This is a genomic window from Aquabacterium sp. (genome assembly GCF_036279655.1).
Classification (GTDB): domain Bacteria; phylum Pseudomonadota; class Gammaproteobacteria; order Burkholderiales; family Burkholderiaceae_C; genus Aquabacterium.
Window position 1 is genome coordinate 47405 of record NZ_DASUIT010000075.1, and the last position, 20158, is coordinate 67562.

Consider the following 20158-nt stretch of genomic DNA (forward strand, 5'->3'; position numbering starts at 1 on the left):
TCAGGAGCCCCTCATGTCCGGTCACAACGTCCAGATCACCCTGACCCAGCAGCAGGACTACTTGTTCATGGTGAACTTTGGCGACGGGCTCTCTCCCCTGCTCTGTGACGAGCCGCCGCCGCTGGGGCACAGCCAGGGCCCCTCACCCGTCCAGTTGCTGGCCGCAGCCGTGGGCAATTGCCTGTCGGACTCCTTGCTGTTTGCGCTGCGCAAATTCAAGCAGAACCCGGACCCCATCCGCTGCGAGATCGACGCCGAGGTCGGACGCAATGCCGAAGGACGCCTGCGCGTGCTGTCGATGACCGCACGCCTGCACCTGGGGGTGGAGGCTGCCAGCCTGGCGCATCTGGACCGGGTGCTGGGCAGCTTTGAGGCTTACTGCACCGTGACCCAGAGTGTGGGCCAGGGCATTCCCATTGACGTGCAAGTGCTGGATGCGTCGGGGGCGCGGCTGAAGTAAGCCTCGCAGCCGGGCTTTCTGCTCCCATTGATTTATCTCATAAGGCATCCCCAGCGGCCTCTCTAGAATCCGCGGCATGTCCTTGCCGCCCCATCCGCTGCCCCGCCGTGCGCGTCTGACCGCCTGGTTGGGGTTGCTGGCACTGTGCGCACAGTTGCTGGCGGGCAGTGTGGGCCACTGGCACATGCTGCAGCGCTTGGCCGGCAACCCCAGCTTGCTGGAGGTCTGCTCGTCCACGAACGGACTGCGGCAGGCTGGATCGGACTCGGCGCCAGATCCCACGGGGTCTGCGTCACAGCATTGCGCTTTCTGCCTGGCGGCGGGCCACACCCCGCTGCCGCACACGCCGCCCCTCCAGCTGGCACGGCCCGCCATCAGCCACCGAGCCCCCCTGCTCATGGCTCAGGACACGCTGCCACAGGCGCCTGACCGGCGTCATGCACCCGCGCGTGCCCCCCCACTCCTCGCCTGAACTGCTTTTTTCTATTTCACACCTGCGCGAGCCCGTCACCCGATGGGCTCGCGTGGCAAGCATGTCAGAACGAAGAGAGACCTTCCATGTCGACCCCTTTCCGTCCGACCGCGATGGCACGCGCCACCGCGGCCGCTGTTGCGCTGTCCGCCCTGCCCCTGTCCACCCTGGCCCAGGCCATCGATGTGCTGGAGCCCATCGTCATCACGGCCCCCGCCATGACCACCCCGCTGGAAACCCGCTTTGATCCGCGCGCGCCCCAGCAACCCCTGCCCGCCAACGATGGCGCCAGCCTGCTCAAGACCATCCCCGGCATGAGCGTGATCCGCAAGGGCGGCACCGATGGCGATCCCCTGTTCCGCGGCATGGCGGCCTCCCGCCTGAACATCCTGGTCGATGGCGAACACATCCTGGGCGGCTGCGGCATGCGCATGGATCCGCCCACGGCCTATATCTTCCCCGATACCTTTGACAAGGTGACCTTGCTCAAAGGCCCGCAAACGGTGTTGCGCGGCCCAGGGGGCTCGGCCGGCACCGTGCTGTTCGAGCGGCAGGCCACCTATTTTGAAGAACCCGGCTGGCGCTTCCAGGCTGCCCTGACCGGCGCCAGCGCCGGACGCCATGACGAGGTCCTGGACTTCAAGGCCGGCACACCCCTGGGCTATGTGCAGGGCATCGCCACCCATGCGCAATCCGGTGACTACGAGGATGGCGACGGCCGCACGGTGCACTCAGCCTATCAGCGCTCCAGTCTGACGGCCACGTTGGGCTGGACCCCGGATCGCCACACCCGGCTGGAGCTGTCTGCGCTGGACAGCCAGGCCGAAGCCGCCTATGGCGACCGCAGCATGGACGGCTCGGTCTTCGACCGCCGCCATGTCGGCATCAAGTTCGAGAAAAGCCACATCGGCACTGTGCTCGACAAGATCGAGGCGCAATGGTTCGAGAACGATGTCGACCATGTGATGGACAACTACAGCCTGCGCACGCCACCGGCCAGCACGGGCTCTTACATGGCCTCCAACCCGGACCGCCTGACCACCGGTGGCCGCCTGGCCGTGACCTTGCGCCCCAACGATCGGCACAAGCTGGTGCTGGGGCTGGATCAGCAGGACAACGTTCACACCTTGCGCAAGAGCGGCATGGGCGGCGAACTGGCCGTGTCTTATGCCAGCCAGCGCCGGACGGAAGATGCCCGCTTCGGCAACCTGGGCCTCTTTGGCGAAGTCACCCATCTGATCAACGATCAGCAACGCGTGGTGGGCGGCCTGCGGCAAGACCACTGGGAAGCCCGCGATCAGCGCCAGACACTGAGCAGCGGCATGATGAGCCTGGGCGCCAACCCGACAGCCGGACAGCGACGCGACGAGCGACTCACCAGCGGCTTCATCCGCTACGAGCACGATCTGAGCCCCGCCACGCAAGCCCTGATCGGCCTGGGCCACACCCAGCGTGCGCCCGACTACTGGGAGCTCATCGGCAAGGAGGGGGCCAACAGCACCAGCGTCTTCGACAGCCTGCGACCGGAAAAGACCACCCAGTTGGACATCGGCCTGACCCATCAGAGCGGCCCCTGGCAAGCCTTTGTCTCGGGCTTTGTCAGCCAGGTCGATGACTACATCCTGATCCAGACCAATGTCGTCAAGCCCTCTGGCATGGGCACGCGCAGCACCACCATCGCGCGCAACGTCGACGCCCGCACCTGGGGGGCCGAAGCCGGTGTGCACTATGCCTTCAACCCACAATGGAAGGGACAAGCCAGCCTGGCCTATGTGCAGGGCGACAACGAGACGGACGACCATGCCCTGGGCCAGATCCCGCCACTGGAGTCACGCCTGGGTCTGGACTGGGACAACGGCACCTGGACAGCAGGCGGCTTGCTGAGGCTGGTGGCCACCCAGCACCGCTACGCCACCAACGAGGGCAACATCGTCGGTCAGGATCTGGGTCGATCCAGCGGCTTTGGCATCGTGTCGCTGCATGGCGGCTACCGCTGGAGCCCCTCCACCACGGTGAGTGTCGGGGTGGACAACCTCTTCGACAAGACCTATGCCGAGGCCATCAGTCGCGGCGGCGCGGCGGTGATGGGTTATGAGCAGACCACCCGGGTCAACGAGCCCGGCCGCACCTGGTGGCTCAAGCTGCAGGTGAACCTGGAGTGATTGGGTACAGTTGAGCCATGACCGCCCTCACCCCCCGTCCTGCTCAGCCCCCCGTCGTCAGCGCCCTCCCACCCAACGATGCCCTGCGGGAGGTACTGCATGACGAGGTCCATGCCCGCCCCCCCGCGCGCATCCGCCTGCCGGCTCTGGTGGTGTACGTGGCGGTGCTCAACGAGGGCGTGTCGCGCGAGGCGGAATGGTCTCATCTGCGGCAGTTGCCCGGGCAGCAGGATCTGCCGCCCGAGGATCTCTCGGGCAACTTCCTGCGACTGCGCTTTGACACCCACACCTTGAAATGGGAGCGGCACACCGAGTTCAGCCGCTACTCGATCGTGCAGGCCCTGCCCGAAGCGGCCATGACCGGAGGCGATGAGGCCGAGCTGATCCGTGCCCTGACGGTGGACCCGGCCTGGCTGGCCAGCATCCCCGGCCGCACCGTGGCGGCCATCATGATGGCCATGGTCCATGGCGATGTGGACGACCCCGCCGCCATGCGGGCGCAAGCCGACCCCTGGTTCGAAGGCCGCGAGACCCTGGCTTCGATGCTGGGCATCCGCCGCTCCTGCGCCATGACGGACTTCCGGCTGCGCGACAGTGGCTTCGAGCGCCTGCTGGTGATCTCGCCGCCCAACACCTCGGAGCTGCGTGTGGGCCGGATCTCGCAACGCCTGCTGGAGCTGGAAACCTACCGCCTGATGGCCCTGCGTGGCCTGCCGGTGGCCAAGGAGCTGGGGCCCATGCTGACCGAATCCGAAGCCCAACTGGCCGCGATCACGGCCCGCATGGAAAACACCGAGGCCTCCGACCAGGAACTGCTGCAGACCCTCATCGGCCTGGCCGCTCGCATCGAACGCGCCACGGCCCTCAATATGTACCGCTTCTCGGCCACCCAGGCCTACCATGGCTTGGTCGAGCAGCGCATCACGCAACTGCGTGAAACGCCCATCCCGGGCACCCAGACCGTGGGCGAATTCCTGCAACGCCGGCTCTCTCCCGCCATCGCCACCGTACAGGCCACGGCTCAGCGGCTGACCTCGCTGTCGCAGCGTGTCGAGCGGGCCAGCGCCTTGCTGCGCACCCGTGTCGACATCGCCACCGAGGCGCAGAACCAGATGCTGCTCGAAAAGCTCACCAAGGGACAAGAGCTGCAACTGCGGCTGCAAAGCACGGTGGAAGGGCTGTCGATCGCCGCCATTTCCTACTACGTCGTGAGCCTGCTGGTGTACTGCGCCAAGGCCGCCAAGTCGGCCGGCCTGCCCGTCAACATCGAACTGGCCACCGGGCTGAGCATTCCCCTCGTGCTGGTCGGAGTGTGGTGGATGGGCAAACGCGTTCAAGCCGCGCTTCACGCCGAAAACCCTTGAAATATCAAGGGTTTCCTCGGGGATTCAATTTGCGATAACCCTACCGATAACAGGTGATGTCTCTGGCATGGACAAAACATGCTCAAACTCTTTGCGAGGAATGGACATCATGAAAAACCTGAGGATTTCCACCCGTCTGAGCGCATTGATCGGCCTGCTGGGTGTGCTGCTGCTGTCGATCGGCAGCATCGGCTTGTATGGCATCTCCACGGCCAACGCCGCCCTGAAAACCGTCTACGAAGACCGCACCATCCCCATCGGTCAGTTGGGTGACATCCAGTCCCTGCTTTTGTCCAACCGCCTGGCCATCGCTGTCAGCCTGGTCACACCGACGCCAGACGTGATCCAATCCAGCCTGTCCAGCATCGACACGAATCTGGCCGCGATCAGCAAGATCTGGTCGGCCTACACCGCGACTGCCATGACCGAGGATGAGAAACGCCTGGTCCAGCAGTTTCAGGCCCACCGGGACACCTACCTGCAAGAAGCGCTGCGGCCCACCATGGCCGCACTGAAAGGCCATGACATCACCCAGGCACAAAGCCTGGTGCTCGGCAAGCTGCGCCCGCTGGCCGAGCCTGTTCTCAAGGATCTGCAGTCACTGCGAAGCTTGCAGGTCGATCATGCCAAGATCGAGTTCAACAACGCAGCAGAACACTACGCCACCATCCGACTGATCTCGATCAGCAGCATCGTGCTGGGGCTGGCGGGGGCCATTGCCTTCGGCATGTTCATCAGCCGCAGTGTCACGCGCCCGATCCACGAGGCGGTGCAACTGGCCAAGGCGGTGGCCTCGGGTGACCTGACCTCCAGGATCCATGTCGCCAGCAAGGATGAGACCGGTCAGTTGCTGGCCGCACTGAAAGCCATGAACGACAGCCTGGTGAGTATCGTCAGCAATGTGCGGCACAGCTCGGACTCCATTGCCACGGGCAGCGCGCAGATCGCCACCGGCAATGCCGACCTGTCTCAACGCACGGAAGAGCAAGCCAGCAATCTGCAGCAGACGGCGGCCTCCATGGAGCAGTTGACCTCCACGGTCAAGCAGAACTCGGATACCGCCCGCCAGGCCAACCAGTTGGCCAGCGGCGCCAGCCAGGCGGCTGCCAAGGGCGGTGAGGTGGTGGGCCAGGTGGTAGGCACCATGGAGCAGATCACGGCCTCCAGCAAGAAGATCAACGACATCATCAGCGTGATCGATGGCATCGCCTTCCAGACCAACATCCTGGCGCTGAACGCCGCCGTGGAAGCCGCCCGCGCGGGCGAGCAGGGGCGCGGCTTTGCCGTGGTGGCCTCCGAGGTGCGCAGCCTGGCCCAACGCAGCGCCCAGGCGGCCAAGGAGATCAAGACCCTGATCAGCGAGAGTGTCGAGAAGGTCGAGGCCGGTTCGGCCCTGGTCGATGAGGCCGGCAAATCCATGCAGGAGATCGTCAACCAGGTCGCCCGTGTCACGGACCTGATCGCCGAGATCAGCGCCGCCAGCGTCGAGCAGACGCAGGGCATCGGCCAGGTGGGCGACGCCGTCAACCAGCTGGATCAGGTCACCCAGCAAAATGCCGCCCTGGTCGAAGAAAGTGCCGCAGCCGCAGAGAGCCTGCGGCATCAGGCCGCCAATCTGGCCCAGGTGGTCGGGGTGTTCCGGCTCAGCCCCGCCTGACGCGCAGCACGCTGCGGCGGATCACTGCCCCCAGCGCCAGGACCAGATCAGATCGATGGCATTGTCATCCCCGGTCTGGGCCCGCAGCGTGAAGCGCTGCGCCAGCCGGTAGATGGCCTGCCAGGTACCCGTGGTCGCATTGAGGCTGCGCTCATAACCCAGGTACCAGCGGTTGGAGATCTGCTTGCCCACGGTCACGATGGTGTCGCGCACCGCGCCATCGGTCTGGCGCACCGACAACTCGTCCAGACCGATGGCGCTGATCACCGTGTCCTTGGGCGAGGCGCCCTCCCCGCCCAGCAAGGCCGAGGCCGCGGTCTGCAGCAGGCCGATGTCGGCGCCTCCCAGGCCGGCCGGCCCCCGTCCCAGCACCAGCCAGGACAGCTTTTCGGTCTCGGACATGGGGGGCTCGGAGTACAGGCGCACACGCGGGTCCTGCGCAGTGCCGCTGATCAGCACCCCCACTTTCACATCGTTCGACGCCGCCAGAGGCGACTGGGCGCGCATGGCCTGGATGTCCAGGCGCGGGTTGTCGGTCGGGCCCGTGAAGGCCAGCGTACCGCGCTCGATGACCAGCTTCTGTCCATAGGCGATGTAGGTCCCATCGGACGTGGAGATCGTGCCCTGCACCTGGGGGCGCCCCCCCGGTGTGCTCAAGCGCAGGCCACCGCTGAGGCGGGTATCGATGCCACGTCCCTTGAGCCGGAGGGCCGAGCCCAGGTCCAGCGCCAACTGAACCTGCCATTTGCGGCGCGATACCGGGGCCGCGGGGGTCTCATCCTCCGGCAGCTCACCGGGTCGGTTGAGCACATTGACGTCATCCCCGACCGTGGGGGCATCATCGCGACTGAGGTCCACCAGGCCCTCATCCACTTTCAAACGCCCGTCGACCTTGAGGGTCTCGGCCCCCAGTGCCAGTTGGGCGTCACCCGAGACGACCGCCCGCCGATCGATGCGCGAGAGCAGACCAAAGCGCTCGGCCTTGAGCGTCAGGGTGGCCGTGGGCTGAGCCCCCAGCAAGGCCTCCCCGGTCAGCTCGATCCGCCCCCCTGCGCTGCCCTCCCCGCCACCGCGCGCCACCAGGCGATCCAGCCGGGCCTGATCTCCCTGCAGCGTCAGCAGCAAATCACCCTCGCTGAGGCTGACCCCCAGCAAGGCGTGGCTGGCGCCCAGCTTCTGCCCCGTCACCGTGCCGCTGTATTGCGGCGCCCCCAGTACGCCAGTCAGCCGCGCCTGGGCGCTCAACTGACCGGCCAGACGCCAGCCAGCGGGCGCCCAGGCGCCCAGCGGACGCAGATTGCTCATCTGGATCGACAACTCGCCCTGCAAGGGATCACTGGTCGCCGGCAGGGCCTCGGCATCACGGGCCTGAACGATCTGCTGCCCACGCAGGGCACCGATCACCCGCCCCTCGATCGACTGCCTGGCCGTCCAGACACCGTCGCGGGCCTTCAGATCCAGACTGATCTGACGCAGGCCAAAGCGCTGCTCGCCCCCCCCTTCGATGGACGAATCCGCCAGACTGAGATCCCCCTCGCGGCGCGCCAGTTGCGCGTCCACGGTCCAACCCACACCACTGCGATGCGAGGCCTTGAGCTGTCCGGTCACTGTGAGGTCGCCACCCCAGCCTGCCCGGGGTTGCCAGCGGGCCAGCAGCTCGGACACCTTCAAGGGCTCCAGATCCAGGAGCAGATCCACATCGCCACCGCGCCCCCCAGGCGCACGCCATTGCGCCTGCCGCAGCAGCAAGGACGTGCCAAACAGCGTGGCACGGGTGGGGGTGATCTGCCATTGGGTGTCGGCCGAGCCGGTCTGCCAGGTGGCCTCGAAAGGCTGAACATCCAGCCAGGCGGCCACGGGCGCCACACTCAAGGGCAAGACCTGGAGCGTCTGCACCTTGGCCGTCCAGCGGGCATCACCTTGACTCCCGCTCAGCCCGCCCTGCCAGGCACCGTCGGCCACCCATTGGGCTCGCACAGACTCCTTGAACATCCCGCCGGAGGGCAGTTTGCGCTCCGGCAGATCCACGCGCACCTGGGCTCGGAGATGGTGCTGCGCAGGCGTGCCCTGCAGAGACACCAGTCCCTGCTGCATGCCCCAGCCCCCCCACTGAGCCCGTGCCAGTTCGGCATCGATCTTCCATGGCCGCGCGGACCCTGCCCCTTCGCCGGACTGGGTACTGACAGACCACTGGGCACGTGCCCCCTGCACCAGCACCTTGCCGCCATCGGGCAACTCCGCCGACACACTGTCCGCTTGCGTCTGTCCCTCCGATCGCCACTGGCCGTCACGCCCCACCGACAAGCGCCCGTCCAGCGACAGCTTGCCCGTCAGACCTGCGACACCGGCCACACGCGCCCAGGGCTGCAAGGCCGACAACACAGGCGCTTGCAGCGTTGCCGACACCTCGGCACCCGCAGCCTGGGTCCACGAGTCGATCCGATGGGGGGATGGCACGGACAGGGTCAAACGCGCCTCGTTGGCAGCGGCGGTCAACTGGGCCTGTGCCTGCAAGGCCTGCGTCAACTGCCATTGCCATTGACCCGACACCGGCACCCCCAGCAGGACACTGGAGTTCAAACCTCCCTTGCCCTGCCCCTGAGCCTCCTGCCAGGCTGCACCGGCCGAGCGGGTCAGCGACAGCGTCATCTGACCGTCCAGGCGTGTCTCCGCCCGGGCAGAACCCGGCGTTGAGGGCCAGGGGAACCACACGGCGGGGTCGAAGTCCTTGAGCGCGAGTGCACCCTCCAGTTGAGATGCCCCATCAGGGCGCGTGATCCATCGCCCCTGCGCCGAGGCCTTTGCCCCGCCCGATGAGAGCGTGAGGCTGTTCAGGCTCAGCAGTTGCGGCTGCCACCGTGCCGAGCCTTGGGCCTGCACTGCTTGCATCGGCGTGCGGCCACCCACGTCCACCCCCTGCAGATTCCCCGTGATCAACCAGGCGTGATCGGACTGTCCCTGGACCTGCACCTGACCGGCCAGGCGCAAGGCCGGCGCCCCCGAATGCAGTGCCTGCGGCTCCACTCGCTGCAATACGCCATGGATGGCCGTGTCCTGCCAGCGATCAAGGCTCCAGCGCCCCTCCACCTGGATCTGCCCGCCTTCACGGCCCCCCATGGGCGCCAGGGTCACGCGGCCTTGCCCCCGGCCCTCGCGGCCCACACCGGCCAGACGCCGGGTCGAAGCCTGGCCCGGCAAGACCAGATCCGCCTGCAGCCAGGCCACCGGCAGGCGTCCGGCATCCCACGCCCCCACGCTCTCGTTGCGCAGATCGACATGGACCAGCAGATCCGAGCTGGCAACGGGTGTGCTCTGGCGCGCCGCGCCCAAAGCCTGCATGCGGGTGCCTGGGGCCCCCGGCTGCCGGTCTCGTGGCTGCACCACCATGGACCCGGACAAGGTGGTGGCCGGCCAGGCCCTCACCAGGCGCTGCAGATCAAACCGCTGGGCGTGCACCGTGGCGGCCAGCACGGGCCAGGCCTCGAAAGGGGCCACCTCCCCCTGCACGCGCAGACCTTGCGCGCCGGGCGGCTCGGTCGGGGCATCCGGTGGAACATCACGCCCATGGACCGACACCTGGCCCTGCACCGCCAGGCGCGCCAGCGGCCCGTTCAACTGAAGTTCAGCCTCGTCCTGCGTGGACCGCGCCTGCACTCGGGCCGACACCGTCATCGGCCCTTGCACGCCCACACGCGCCTCGCCACTCAGCAGCCAGTCCTGCCAGTTCAGGCGGGTCAGCGTCACCTGGTGCGACACATCACCCAGCTTCGCTCCCGTTTGCTGCAAGGCCAGCGAGCCCTGTATCGGCCCGACCGGCACAGCGCCTGTCCACGGACTCTGAAAACGCTCCACGGCCAGGGATTGCACCTGCAGCGCCACAGGCAGCGCCAACGAGGCGGGCGCTTGCAGCGGCCCGGCAGACGGCTTGCTCAGCCATTGCACATCGACGCGCCGGGCCTGCAAGGTGTGCACCCCCAGCGCCATGCGCCAGCGCGCCTGAGGCGCCCACGACAGCGTCACGCCCGACCAGCGAGGCTCCACCACCGTGATCTGACGGCCATCCGCGCCACGCCACACCATGCGCAAGGCCTGGAAATGGACCAGCACCGCCCCCCGAGGCTCCACCACCTGCAGACCCGGCACCCAGGACAACACACGCGCCGACCCGGCGTCGCTTCGCAAGGCAGCGCCCAGCGCCAGCAGCCCCAGGACGAGCAGCATCAGGGCCATCACCCCCATCCACATCAGCCAACGCGCAGACGCCTTGATCACAGCGTGATCCCCACGCTGAAGTGCAATCGGAAGGCCTCGACCTCCTGGCCATAGGCAGCATCCAGCCGCAAGGGGCCCACCGGACTGCGCCAGCGCACACCGACCCCATACCCCCATCTGGGGCTCAGTTCGGACCAGCTCGCAGCCGCATCTCCGACATCGGCAAAGACCGCGCCCCACAAGGTCGGGAAACGATCCCACATGGGCCGGGCCAGCTCAACACTGCCTGTGAACAGGGATCGCCCGCCCAGGGTGACACCGTCCTGCTTGACGCCCAGCGTGCGGTAGCCATAGCCGCGCACAGACTCGTCGCCACCCGCGCGGTACAAGAGCGTGTCAGGCACGCTGACACCGTCGGGCGACCAGACCTGTGCCACCTCACCCCGCACCGAGGCGTACCAGTTCCCCTGCAAGGGGCGATACCAGGTCAGGCGACCATAGGTCCGCAGGAACCAGCCGTTGTCATCCAGCGTCGAGAACGATCGGCCCAGTCCCGCATACGCATTGGCCGTGAAACCCCGCGTGGGCAACACCACGCTGTCGACATCCCGCCAGATCCACTGCTGCATCACCGTCAGGGCCGAGGCCTCTGACAACAGTTCGCTGACCTCGGACTCGACATCGGCCTGTTGATACTCGACATAGGTGGTGCGCTCCAGTCGGTCCCCTTCATCGGTCTGCCCCACACGCAGACGTGTGCTGTGCGTCACGGCCCGGTCATCGTCGAGCTGACGCGACCATTGCACGGACCCCAGCCACCGCTTGCCTCCCGGCCTGGGATGCGACGTCAGATCGGTCTGGACCACGGACTCGTCACGCCCCAGTTGAACCTTGGACTTGGCCTGCCAGGGCAGGCCCCACAGCAGGCGGTGCAGATGCTCCAGGGACACCCGCGGCCCGGTATCGCTGCTGACACCCACCCCTACCGTGGCCTGCTGCAGCGGCAACTCTCGCACCTGAACCGACACCGGTGCCGCCTTGGCCTGGGCCACATCGTCCTGGATGTTGACGAACACACTCTCGAAGAGGTTGAGCTTTTGCAGGCGCTCCTGAAAGTCGAGCAACTGCTTTTCGCGGTAAGGATCGCCCAGCTTGAAGGACATCATGTTGCGCACCGCCGATGCCGGCTGGTGCTTGAGTCCCTCCACGCTCAGCTCGCCATAGGCAAAGGCCGGACCACTGTCGGCCACCACGAACAGGCGCGCGGTGTGCTTCTCGGCATCCACCGTCGCCGACGTCCCTGACCAGGTGGCGGTGGGGTAACCCTGCGCGCGCAACAAGGCCAGCGTAGCGTTCTTGGCGGCCGACCACTGTGTCTGCGTGAAGACCTGTCCCTTGGGCAGTGACCACAGCGCATGGAGCTGCGCCACCAGGGCCACGGTTTCCGGGTCGTCCTGGCTCAGGCGGTTGTCCAGTTCACCTTCAAACACCAGTTGCACCTGGGCGATGCGGGTCTTGGGCCCGGGCTCGACCTCCATGGTCACCTGGGTGGGCTCGCCAGCCTTTTCCTCCCCGACCTTCATGCGGATCTGCGCCCCGAAATAGCCCTCGGCCTCCAGCAGGCTGCGAGCCTGCGCCGGCGCTGCGGCCACCAGGCGGCGCAACTCGCTGCGGCTGGCGGCTTCGTCCCGCGCCAGATCCAGGTAGGTGCGCAGCAAGGTGTCCAGCGGTTCGGGGGCCTGCACCACCAAGGTCCAGACCGGCGGGGCGCGGCGGTTGGTGCTGCGGGCCGCAGGTGCCGAGGCCCCGGCGTCTGGCGGCAGGGCTGCGGCAGGCGCGACACCAGGTGCCACCGGCGCACTGGTGCCCGGCGGCGGTGGCGTCTGCGCCAGTGCCACCGAGGCCAGGGCCCCTGCCACCCACGCCAGGCCTGATCTCATCACGGCTTATTTGCTCAGGAGACGCATCGCCGACTCAAGCCCCTGCAAGCTCATGGGAAACATGCGGTTGCCCATGAGCTGCTGCATGATCGCGACGCTCTGGCGATAGGACCACACCCCGGTGGGCTCAGGGTTGAGCCACACATGGTGCGGAAAGGCGTGCGTGAGCCGCTGAACCCATTCGGCGCCCGGTTCCTCGTTGTTGTACTCGACGCTGCCCCCCGGCTGCAGGATCTCGTAGGGGCTCATGGTGGCATCGCCCACGAAGATCAGCTTGTAGTCCTTGTTGTACTTGCGGATGATGTCCCAGGTCGGGACCTTCTCGGAGTAGCGGCGGTGGTTGTTCTTCCACATGAAGTCATAGACACAGTTGTGGAAGTAATAGAACTCCAGGTGCTTGAACTCGGTCTTGGCCGCAGAGAACAGCTCCTCCACCCGGTGGATGTGATCGTCCATGGTGCCGCCCACATCCATGAGCAGCAGCACCTTCACCGTGTTGTGCCGCTCGGGCACCATCTTGATGTCCAGCATGCCGCCTGCGGCCGCCGTGGCGTGGATGGTGTCGTCCAGCGCCAGCTCTTCGGCCGCGCCCTGGCGGGCGAACTTGCGCAGCCGCCGCAGCGCCACCTTGATGTTGCGGGTGCCCAGCTCGATGGAGTCGTCGTAATCCTTGAACTCGCGCTTGTCCCAGACCTTGACCGCACTGCGCTTGCGGCTCTTGTCCTGCCCGATGCGGATACCCTCGGGGTTGTCGCCATAGGCCCCGAAGGGCGATGTACCGCCCGTGCCGATCCACTTGTTGCCGCCCTCGTGGCGCTCCTTCTGCTCTTCGAGCAGTTCCTTGAGTCGATCCATGAGCTTGTCCCAGCCCATTTTTTCGATCGCGGCACGCTCTGCAGCGCTCAGTTCGCGCTCCAGTTGCTTGCGCAACCACTCCAAGGGTATCTCCTTGGTCAGGTCGATCTGGGCGATTTTTCCCCCGAAATAGGTGCCGAACGCGCGGTCAAATTTATCGAAGTGCGCCTCGTTCTTCACGAGCGTCATCCGAGCAAGGTGGTAGAACTCGTCTATGGACGGACCGATCAGTCCGGACTTGATCGCCTCAAGCAAGTTGAGATATTCCGGAATGGTGACCGGCAACCGCGCGGAGCGCAAAGCGAAGAAAAAGTCGATGAGCATATGCAGTCCTGCAAACTGACGTCTATTGTGTCGTGTTGTGGGCCTTGTCGCACGGGCAAGGCGCCTCACATGGGCTTATGGGTCGATGCCCAGGCCCGGGCACACCTGACGCAAGCGCATGGCGGAGGGGAATGAACATCATGGACGTCAATGCCATCTTTCTGGCTTCCGTGTTGCTGGTCCATGGTCTGGCCACCTTGACATGGTGGGCGGCCGGCACCTGGCTGGGGCTGTCCACGCGGGCAGCCTGGCACTGGATGATCGCATCCATCGCCAATGGCGTGGCTCTGTCGCTGCTGCCCATGCACCAGATGCTGGGCATGTCCGCACACGTGCTGGTGGCCAATGTGCTGGTCATGCACGGCCTGATTTCCATGCGACGCGGCCTGCAGGCCTTCCTGCGGCTGCAGCACACCGATCTGTCCCATGCCGCCATGGGCTTGGGGGTGATCATCTTCAACCTCGGTGTGTGCCTGCCACTGGGCTGGATGGCCCTGGGAGAAACGGTCAGCTCGATCGCCGTGGGCCTGCTGCTTTGGCGCACCGCATACGAGAACCATGCACCGCTGGCCGACGAGTTCGGCAACGGCCTGGCCCGCGTCCACTCCGGCCTGCTGGGCACGGCCGGCATGCTGTTCATGATCACGGCGCTGGCGCTGGGCACACCGACCCTGGGCAATCTGTGGAACGCCCTGCCGCCGGATGTAGGCATGTTCAGCTTCATTTTCGTGCACCTGATCATGTCCATCATGGCCTCATTCCTGGCCGGCTATATGGTGGTGAACCGCCTGGTGCGCAAACTGCAACACCTGTCACATCACGACTCACTCACCGGATTGCTCAATCGGCGCGCCATCGAGTACCTGCTCAGCCGCGAATCGCAACGGCTGCAGCGCTTTGGCGAACACTTCTCTTTGCTGATCCTGGACATTGACCACTTCAAGCGCATCAATGACCGCCTGGGCCATGCCGCGGGTGACGCCGTGCTGTGTGCCGTGGCCCAGACTCTGCAGGCCCATGCCCGTGAAGTGGACCGTGTGGCCCGCTTCGGGGGTGAGGAGTTCTGCGTGCTGCTGCCCCACACCCTGCACGAAGGCGCCCTGCAAGCCGCCGAGCGCCTGCGCGAGGCCATCAACCTCATCAGCATCCCCTGGAACGACGAGGTCATCGCCGTCACCATCAGCACGGGTGTGGCCACGGCCGACAACCCTGAAGAAACCCTGGAGACCCTGTTGCAGCGCGCAGACCAGGCCCTCTACAGGGCCAAGGATGAGGGCCGCAACCGCGTGGTGGCCGCCCGCCTCCATGTCGTGCGCTGATCAGCGGTTGTGCCGCGCCATGTAGACCAGCTTCTCGAACAATGAGAGATCCTGCTCGTTCTTGAGCAAGGCGCCCACCAGAGGCGGTACCGAGACCTTCTCGTCCTTGCTCTGCAGCACTTCCAGCGGGATGTCCTCGGCCACCAGCAGCTTGAGCCAGTCGATCAACTCGGACGTGCTGGGCTTCTTCTTGAGACCTGGCAGGTTGCGCACCTCGTAGAACTGGCGCATGGCCGCAGCCAGCAGTTCCTTCTTGATGCCGGGGAAGTGCACCTCGACGATCTGCTGCATCGTCGTCGCATCCGGGAAGCGGATGTAGTGGAAGAAGCAGCGGCGCAGGAAGGCGTCCGGCAGATCCTTCTCGTTGTTCGACGTGATGATGACGAGCGGGCGGTGCTTGGCCTGAACCAGCTGGCGCGTCTCGTACACGTAGAACTCCATGCGGTCGATCTCGCGCAGCAGATCGTTGGGGAATTCGATGTCTGCCTTGTCGATTTCGTCGATCAGCAGGGCCTGAGGCTGTTCGGCCTCGAAAGCCTGCCAGAGCACGCCCTTGACGATGTAGTTGTGGATGTCCTTGACGCGCTCATCGCCCAACTGGCTGTCACGCAAACGGCTGACAGCGTCGTATTCATACAACCCTTGTTGGGCTTTCGTGGTCGATTTGATGTGCCATTGCAACAAGGGCATGCCCAGCGCCAGGGAGACCTGCTCGGCCAGCATGGTCTTGCCAGTGCCCGGTTCCCCCTTGATCAGCAGAGGGCGCTGGAGGGCCAAAGCCGCGTTCACGGCCAGTTTCAGGTCGTCGGTGGCAACGTACTGATCGGTACCTTGGAATTTCATGATCCGGCTCAATGGGGTAGATACTAAGGTGCAGTATAGGGTGCGCCCTATATGGTGCTTGATTGTGTGTTTCTCCGTTTGCGATTCTCGCCTGCTTCTGTCATGAAAACACGTTCGCGTCTGGCCTTCTGGGGAGTGGCCACCCTGACTCCCCTGGCAATGCTGACCGGCGCCAGCGCCTGGGCCCAGACCGCCAAGCCCGGCGACCCCGCGGCCGCGCAGAAAAAGGTGGCCATGTGCATTGGCTGCCACGGCATCCCCGGCTACCAGGCCAGCTTCCCCGAGGTGCACAAGGTGCCCATGATCTCGGGGCAGAACGCCAAGTACATCGCAGCCGCCTTGCTGGCCTACCAGAAGGGTGACCGCAAGCACCCCACCATGAAGGGCATCGCGGCATCCCTGTCAGAGCAGGACATCGCCGATCTGGCGGCCTACTACGAGGCCAGCGGCAAGAACCTGCCAGCCACACCTGCCAAGGGTGGTGCCGCCACACCCGAAGTGACAGCGCTGCTGAACAAGGGGGCCTGCGCCTCCTGCCATGGTGATGGCCTGAATCAACCCAGAGATGCGAGCTACCCCAAGCTCGCCGGGCAGCACGCCGACTACCTCTACGTGGCCCTGAAGTCCTACCAGACCGACAAGAACGCCAAGATCGGTCGCAGCAACGCCATCATGGCCGGTCAGGTCAAGCAGTTCACGCTGGCCGAACTCAAGCTGCTGGCCAACCACATCGGTGGTCTGGGCGGGGACTTGAAAACGGTGCCTCAGGCCAAATTCAAGTAAACAAGCGCTTTCAGCCTTTTAAAAGCAACAAAGCCCGCCTTTCGGCGGGCTTTGTCTTGGGTGGACCGACCCGCATGAAGCGGGCCGGATCACCTCATCAGTTGTCGACCAGCAGCTTGCCGTCCTGGATCAGCTTGGCGATGATCTGGTTGTCGGTGGCTCCGCTGACCAGGCCCAGACCGGCACGGATGTCAACACCTTGCAGCACGATGCGGTGGGTGTCGTCAACTGCGTCGTAAGCGCCGCCCGCGAAACCACCTGTCGGACTGATGCGAATGGTCGTGGTGGACACACCGCCCGAGGTCGTGACACTGAAATCCAGGAAGTTCTGCAAATTGCCCGAGCCACCCGTCGAGTTTTCGCCGCTCAGCAGGTCGCGCAGATCCAGGACATCACCACCGGACGCCGCGGGTGCGGTGTTGAAGTCCGAGATGGTGTCCGTTGCACGCGAGAGGGCATTCGCATTGGGATCCGCCAGCGACCACTGGAAGACATCCGAACCAGCGCCACCGGACATCGAGTCGTTACCGAAGCCGCCAACCAGGGTGTCATTGCCTGCGCCACCAGACAGCGTGTCGTTGCCAAAGCCACCCAGGATGAGATCGTCGCCATTGCCACCCGACAAATTGTCGTTGCCGGCATTGCCATAGATCTCGTCTCGGCCCGTGCCGCCGGTGAGGTTGTCACCCGTCGTGCCACCCGTCAGGACATTCACCGTGGCGATCGTGCCGTCGTTGTAGGTCGCCTTCGTCACCGTCACCGTCAGGCTCTCACCGGTGGTGTCGCCATCGCGGTCGCTGACCACAAAGCCCATCACCTCGCTCAAGGAGCTGCCCGACAAGGTGGCAGGCACCTCATAGCGGTAGTCTCCGCCATCCATGTCGATGAAGAACTTGCCTCCGACAGAGCCATCCGGCTGCCGGGTGGTCACGGTCAAGGTGTCCGTCGCAGTGTCAAACGACCAGCTTCCCACTCCTCCGCTCACCGTGATCTGATCCGTCGCGGCACTGGGGTCATAGGTGTAAGTCACACCGTTGACGACGATGGCACGGATGAAGGCCGGACCATCGGCCCCTGCCCCGCCATTGGGCAGCAAGCTGCCTTGCAGCAGGTTACCGCTGACCGGCGCGGGCACCGTGGCGCCCAGCACGGCGTCGAGTTGCGAGAACTGAGTCACCACCGTGCCATTGCGGTCGACTTCGGTCACCCCGTTGTAGGCGATTGGGTTCAGGGGCGCCACCTGTGCGTCACCGACCCCCAGAGCGTAGCTGTCGACACGGTTGGCCTCCAGGAAGTTCTGCCAGATGCTTTGCTCAACCGCCTGGATACCTTCATCCACGATGGTGCCTGCGGGGTTGCCGTCGCCATTGAGCGCACCCGTCAAGGTCAGCGTGGCCTCGTTGGGGGTACCCGATGTCGAACCGCTGCCATAGGATGGCGCACCATCCGAGATGAAGTAGGACACATTCAGGCCCCCTGACAACTTGCCGGCAGAGCTATAAGCCGACATAGCCGTCGCCAGAGCAGCATCGTAATTGGTACCGATGCCATTTTCCGGAGGAGGCGTCAGGTTGTTCAGAAGCGTCTTGGCCTGATCCACAGTGACCCAGACATCTCCAAGCGCCTGCGAATCGGTGCCAAAGGTCACCAGACGCACGCGGGTATCACCCAGGGCATCGTACTTATCCAACAAGGTTCTGACCGAGGCCACGGCGCTATCGAAACGAGTAGCCCCACCGACACCGTCCTTGTAGAACGTCATGGACGACGACACGTCCAGCACGATCATGACATTGGAGTCGATGACCGAAGTGGCCTGTGCCTGTGCGCTGGCTGCCGTCGGTGCATCGTCCTCCACGCTGATGGTGAGCGTGGCACTGCCAGAGGTCTGGCCATCGCTGGCGCGAACCGTGAAGTTCAGCGGCAGGACATCCTCGGCATTGGCCACCGGGTGGTCCAGCGGCGCATTGAGGGTGAAGGTGTAGCTGCCCGTGTTGCTGATCGTCAAAGTCCCCACGGTGACACCGCCCGCCGTGGCGGTCAGCGTCTGTGTGCCATTGCCCGACCAGGTCACCGGCACGCCACCCGAGGTGAGCGCAGCTGCAGGAGCCTCCAGCGTCCAGTTGGACGAGGCACTGCCCTCAGCGTCCGTGAAGGTCATGGTGCCCGAGACCGTCGTGCTGTTGGTGGTGTCGGCAGGCGTGCCGTTTGCATCCACCAAGCCACCCGCCAGGCCCTCTTCAGAGACCGCCGAGGGCTGCGCCTGGGTGATCACCGGCGCATCATTGAGCGCTGCCACGGTGACCGTGGTCACGGCAACCTGGCTGATGGTGTCGCCGTCCGTGACGGTGACCTCCACGCGGCGGTTGACCGTCGACGGATTCTCGGACGTACTGCTGAAGGTCACCGCATTGATCGCCTGCTGATAAGCAGCCAGCGATGCCACACCCGAGAGCGTGACGACGCCGCCAACCACCGTGGCGGTGATACCGGCCGGCAGAGCCGATGACAGCGCCAGTACATCGCCCGCTTGCGGATTGGTCAAGCGAACCACTGCGCCAGCCAGGGTCGTGCTGTCGACATCGCTGATGGTGATGTCGGCATCGCTGATCGACACCGGCGTACCGTTTTCCGAGTAGCTCGTCTGATAGTCGTTGCCCGTCTGGCCGCTGGAATTGTTGCCATCCAGGTCGATGACTGGTGCGGCATCGTTGTCGCGGATGGTGCCCGTGGCAGAGACGATCGACACATTGGCGGCTGTCGAAGCCTGCAGCGTCAAGGTCTCGGTCGACTCGGTGACCACGTCATTGACAGTGGGAACGCGCAGGACGAAGGACGTCTGACCGGCAGGAACCTGGAGCGAAATGCTGCCATCTGCGGCCACTGTCACTGTCTGGAACGAACCGCCACCGAACGACACCTGCACAGGGGTGCCCGTGTCGCTGCCCAGCGTCGCCGTCACACCCGTCAGCTTCAGGGACACGGTGGTCTCCGATGTGCTGGCGTTGCTCAAGGAGACACTGAAGTCCAGAGTCGCCCCCTCCACCACATCCGCGCTACTGACAGCCGTCACACGTGGGCGGTCGTCGTCCGGCGTGCCTGGAGGCACGTTCGGGCCCGGGGGCGGCGTGGTGGGGCCGCCCTGGTCATTGATGCCACCCTGGCCGATGCCGTCCGTGATCTGCGCATTGGCGCTCACGCCACTGAGCTGCAGCTGGTAGCCCTCGATGCCTTCGAAGGTGCCGTCGTTGTTGATCGTCACCGTCACCGTCTTGCTGGTCTCACCCGGCGCGAAGGTCAAGGTGCCGCTCGTGGCCGCATAGTCGCCACCGGCCACCGTGGCCGTGCCGTCCTGCGTCGCGTAGTTCACCGTCACTGGCGTGCTGCTGGCGTTGCTCAGCGTCACCGTGAAGATCGCCACGCCGGCTGCTTCGTTCACCTCGACGTCGTTGACGCTCAGTGTGGGCAGGCCGTTGCCATCGTTGATCGTGCCTGTGCCGCTCAGAGGTGCGGAATTCACGGCCGTGCTGCCGCTCAGGCGCACCGTCTCGGCGCCTTCGCTCAGCGCATCGGTCACCGTGGGCACCTGCACGCGCAGGGCGTCCACTGCCGAGTTGGCGGGCACTGTCACCGTGATGGTGCCGTCCGGGTTGACCGTGGCCGGGCTGAAGCTCGTGCCACCGTTGGTCGACACCAGCACCGTGCCGGTGTCCGAACCCAAGGTCGCGCTCACGCCTTCGAGCTTGAGCGTGACCGTGGTGTCGGTC

The 20158-nt window shown here is 65.4% G+C and carries 12 protein-coding genes; 7 read left to right on the forward strand and 5 right to left on the reverse strand.

Translation table 11 applies throughout. The features are described 5' to 3' along the window. The first annotated feature begins 13 nt into the window (after positions 1 to 13). The 5 genes from VFW84_RS09245 (at position 14) to VFW84_RS09265 (ending at position 6115) form a co-directional block, all read left to right on the forward strand. Entirely contained in the window at positions 14 to 460 is a 447-nt protein-coding gene (locus tag VFW84_RS09245) for an OsmC family protein (protein WP_329680162.1), read from the forward strand. A gap of 76 nt (positions 461 to 536) precedes the next feature. After that, positions 537 to 932 (forward strand): DUF2946 family protein, encoded by a 396-nt coding sequence (locus VFW84_RS09250; RefSeq protein WP_329680163.1) that lies wholly within the window; start codon positions 537 to 539, stop codon positions 930 to 932. A gap of 86 nt (positions 933 to 1018) precedes the next feature. After that, a complete protein-coding gene (locus VFW84_RS09255) occupies positions 1019 to 3094 on the forward strand; it encodes a TonB-dependent copper receptor (RefSeq protein WP_329680164.1) in 2076 nt (691 codons plus the stop codon). Between the two features lie 17 nt (positions 3095 to 3111). Further along, positions 3112 to 4458 carry a DUF3422 domain-containing protein gene (locus VFW84_RS09260; RefSeq protein WP_329680165.1) on the forward strand — a complete coding sequence of 449 codons (1347 nt, stop codon included), beginning with the start codon at positions 3112 to 3114 and terminating at the stop codon, positions 4456 to 4458. Between the two features lie 109 nt (positions 4459 to 4567). Continuing rightward, complete coding sequence (locus tag VFW84_RS09265) at positions 4568 to 6115, forward strand: methyl-accepting chemotaxis protein (protein ID WP_329680166.1); 1548 nt, start codon at positions 4568 to 4570, stop codon at positions 6113 to 6115. A gap of 21 nt (positions 6116 to 6136) precedes the next feature. On the opposite strand, the gene VFW84_RS09270 is transcribed toward VFW84_RS09265, so the two are convergent. Genes VFW84_RS09270 through VFW84_RS09280 form a run of 3 tightly spaced genes read right to left on the reverse strand, consistent with a single transcriptional unit; the run spans position 6137 to position 13446 of the window. After that, positions 6137 to 10387 (reverse strand): translocation/assembly module TamB domain-containing protein, encoded by a 4251-nt coding sequence (locus tag VFW84_RS09270; protein ID WP_329680167.1) that lies wholly within the window; start codon positions 10385 to 10387, stop codon positions 6137 to 6139. Continuing rightward, positions 10384 to 12267 (reverse strand): autotransporter assembly complex protein TamA, encoded by a 1884-nt coding sequence (locus VFW84_RS09275; RefSeq protein ID WP_329680168.1) that lies wholly within the window; start codon positions 12265 to 12267, stop codon positions 10384 to 10386. The genes VFW84_RS09270 and VFW84_RS09275 overlap by 4 nt, the downstream gene beginning before the upstream one ends. 6 nt (positions 12268 to 12273) lie before the next feature. Then, on the reverse strand, positions 12274 to 13446 hold the full coding sequence (locus VFW84_RS09280; RefSeq protein WP_329680169.1) for a VWA domain-containing protein: 1173 nt from the start codon (positions 13444 to 13446) through the stop codon (positions 12274 to 12276). Between the two features lie 131 nt (positions 13447 to 13577). On the opposite strand from VFW84_RS09280, the gene VFW84_RS09285 reads away from it, so the two are divergent. After that, the gene (locus VFW84_RS09285; protein ID WP_329680170.1) at positions 13578 to 14765 is read left to right on the forward strand and encodes a GGDEF domain-containing protein; all 1188 of its coding nucleotides are present in this window, start codon (positions 13578 to 13580) and stop codon (positions 14763 to 14765) included. On the opposite strand, the gene VFW84_RS09290 is transcribed toward VFW84_RS09285, so the two are convergent. Beyond that, positions 14766 to 15608 (reverse strand): MoxR family ATPase, encoded by an 843-nt coding sequence (locus VFW84_RS09290; protein ID WP_329680171.1) that lies wholly within the window; start codon positions 15606 to 15608, stop codon positions 14766 to 14768. It abuts the gene before it with no gap. Between the two features lie 102 nt (positions 15609 to 15710). Between VFW84_RS09290 and VFW84_RS09295 the strand changes: the two genes are divergently transcribed. Next, positions 15711 to 16391 (forward strand): c-type cytochrome, encoded by a 681-nt coding sequence (locus VFW84_RS09295; RefSeq protein WP_414638944.1) that lies wholly within the window; start codon positions 15711 to 15713, stop codon positions 16389 to 16391. Between the two features lie 97 nt (positions 16392 to 16488). On the opposite strand, the gene VFW84_RS09300 is transcribed toward VFW84_RS09295, so the two are convergent. After that, on the reverse strand, positions 16489 to 20158 hold a 3670-nt coding region (locus VFW84_RS09300), incomplete at its 5' end, for a beta strand repeat-containing protein (protein WP_329680172.1).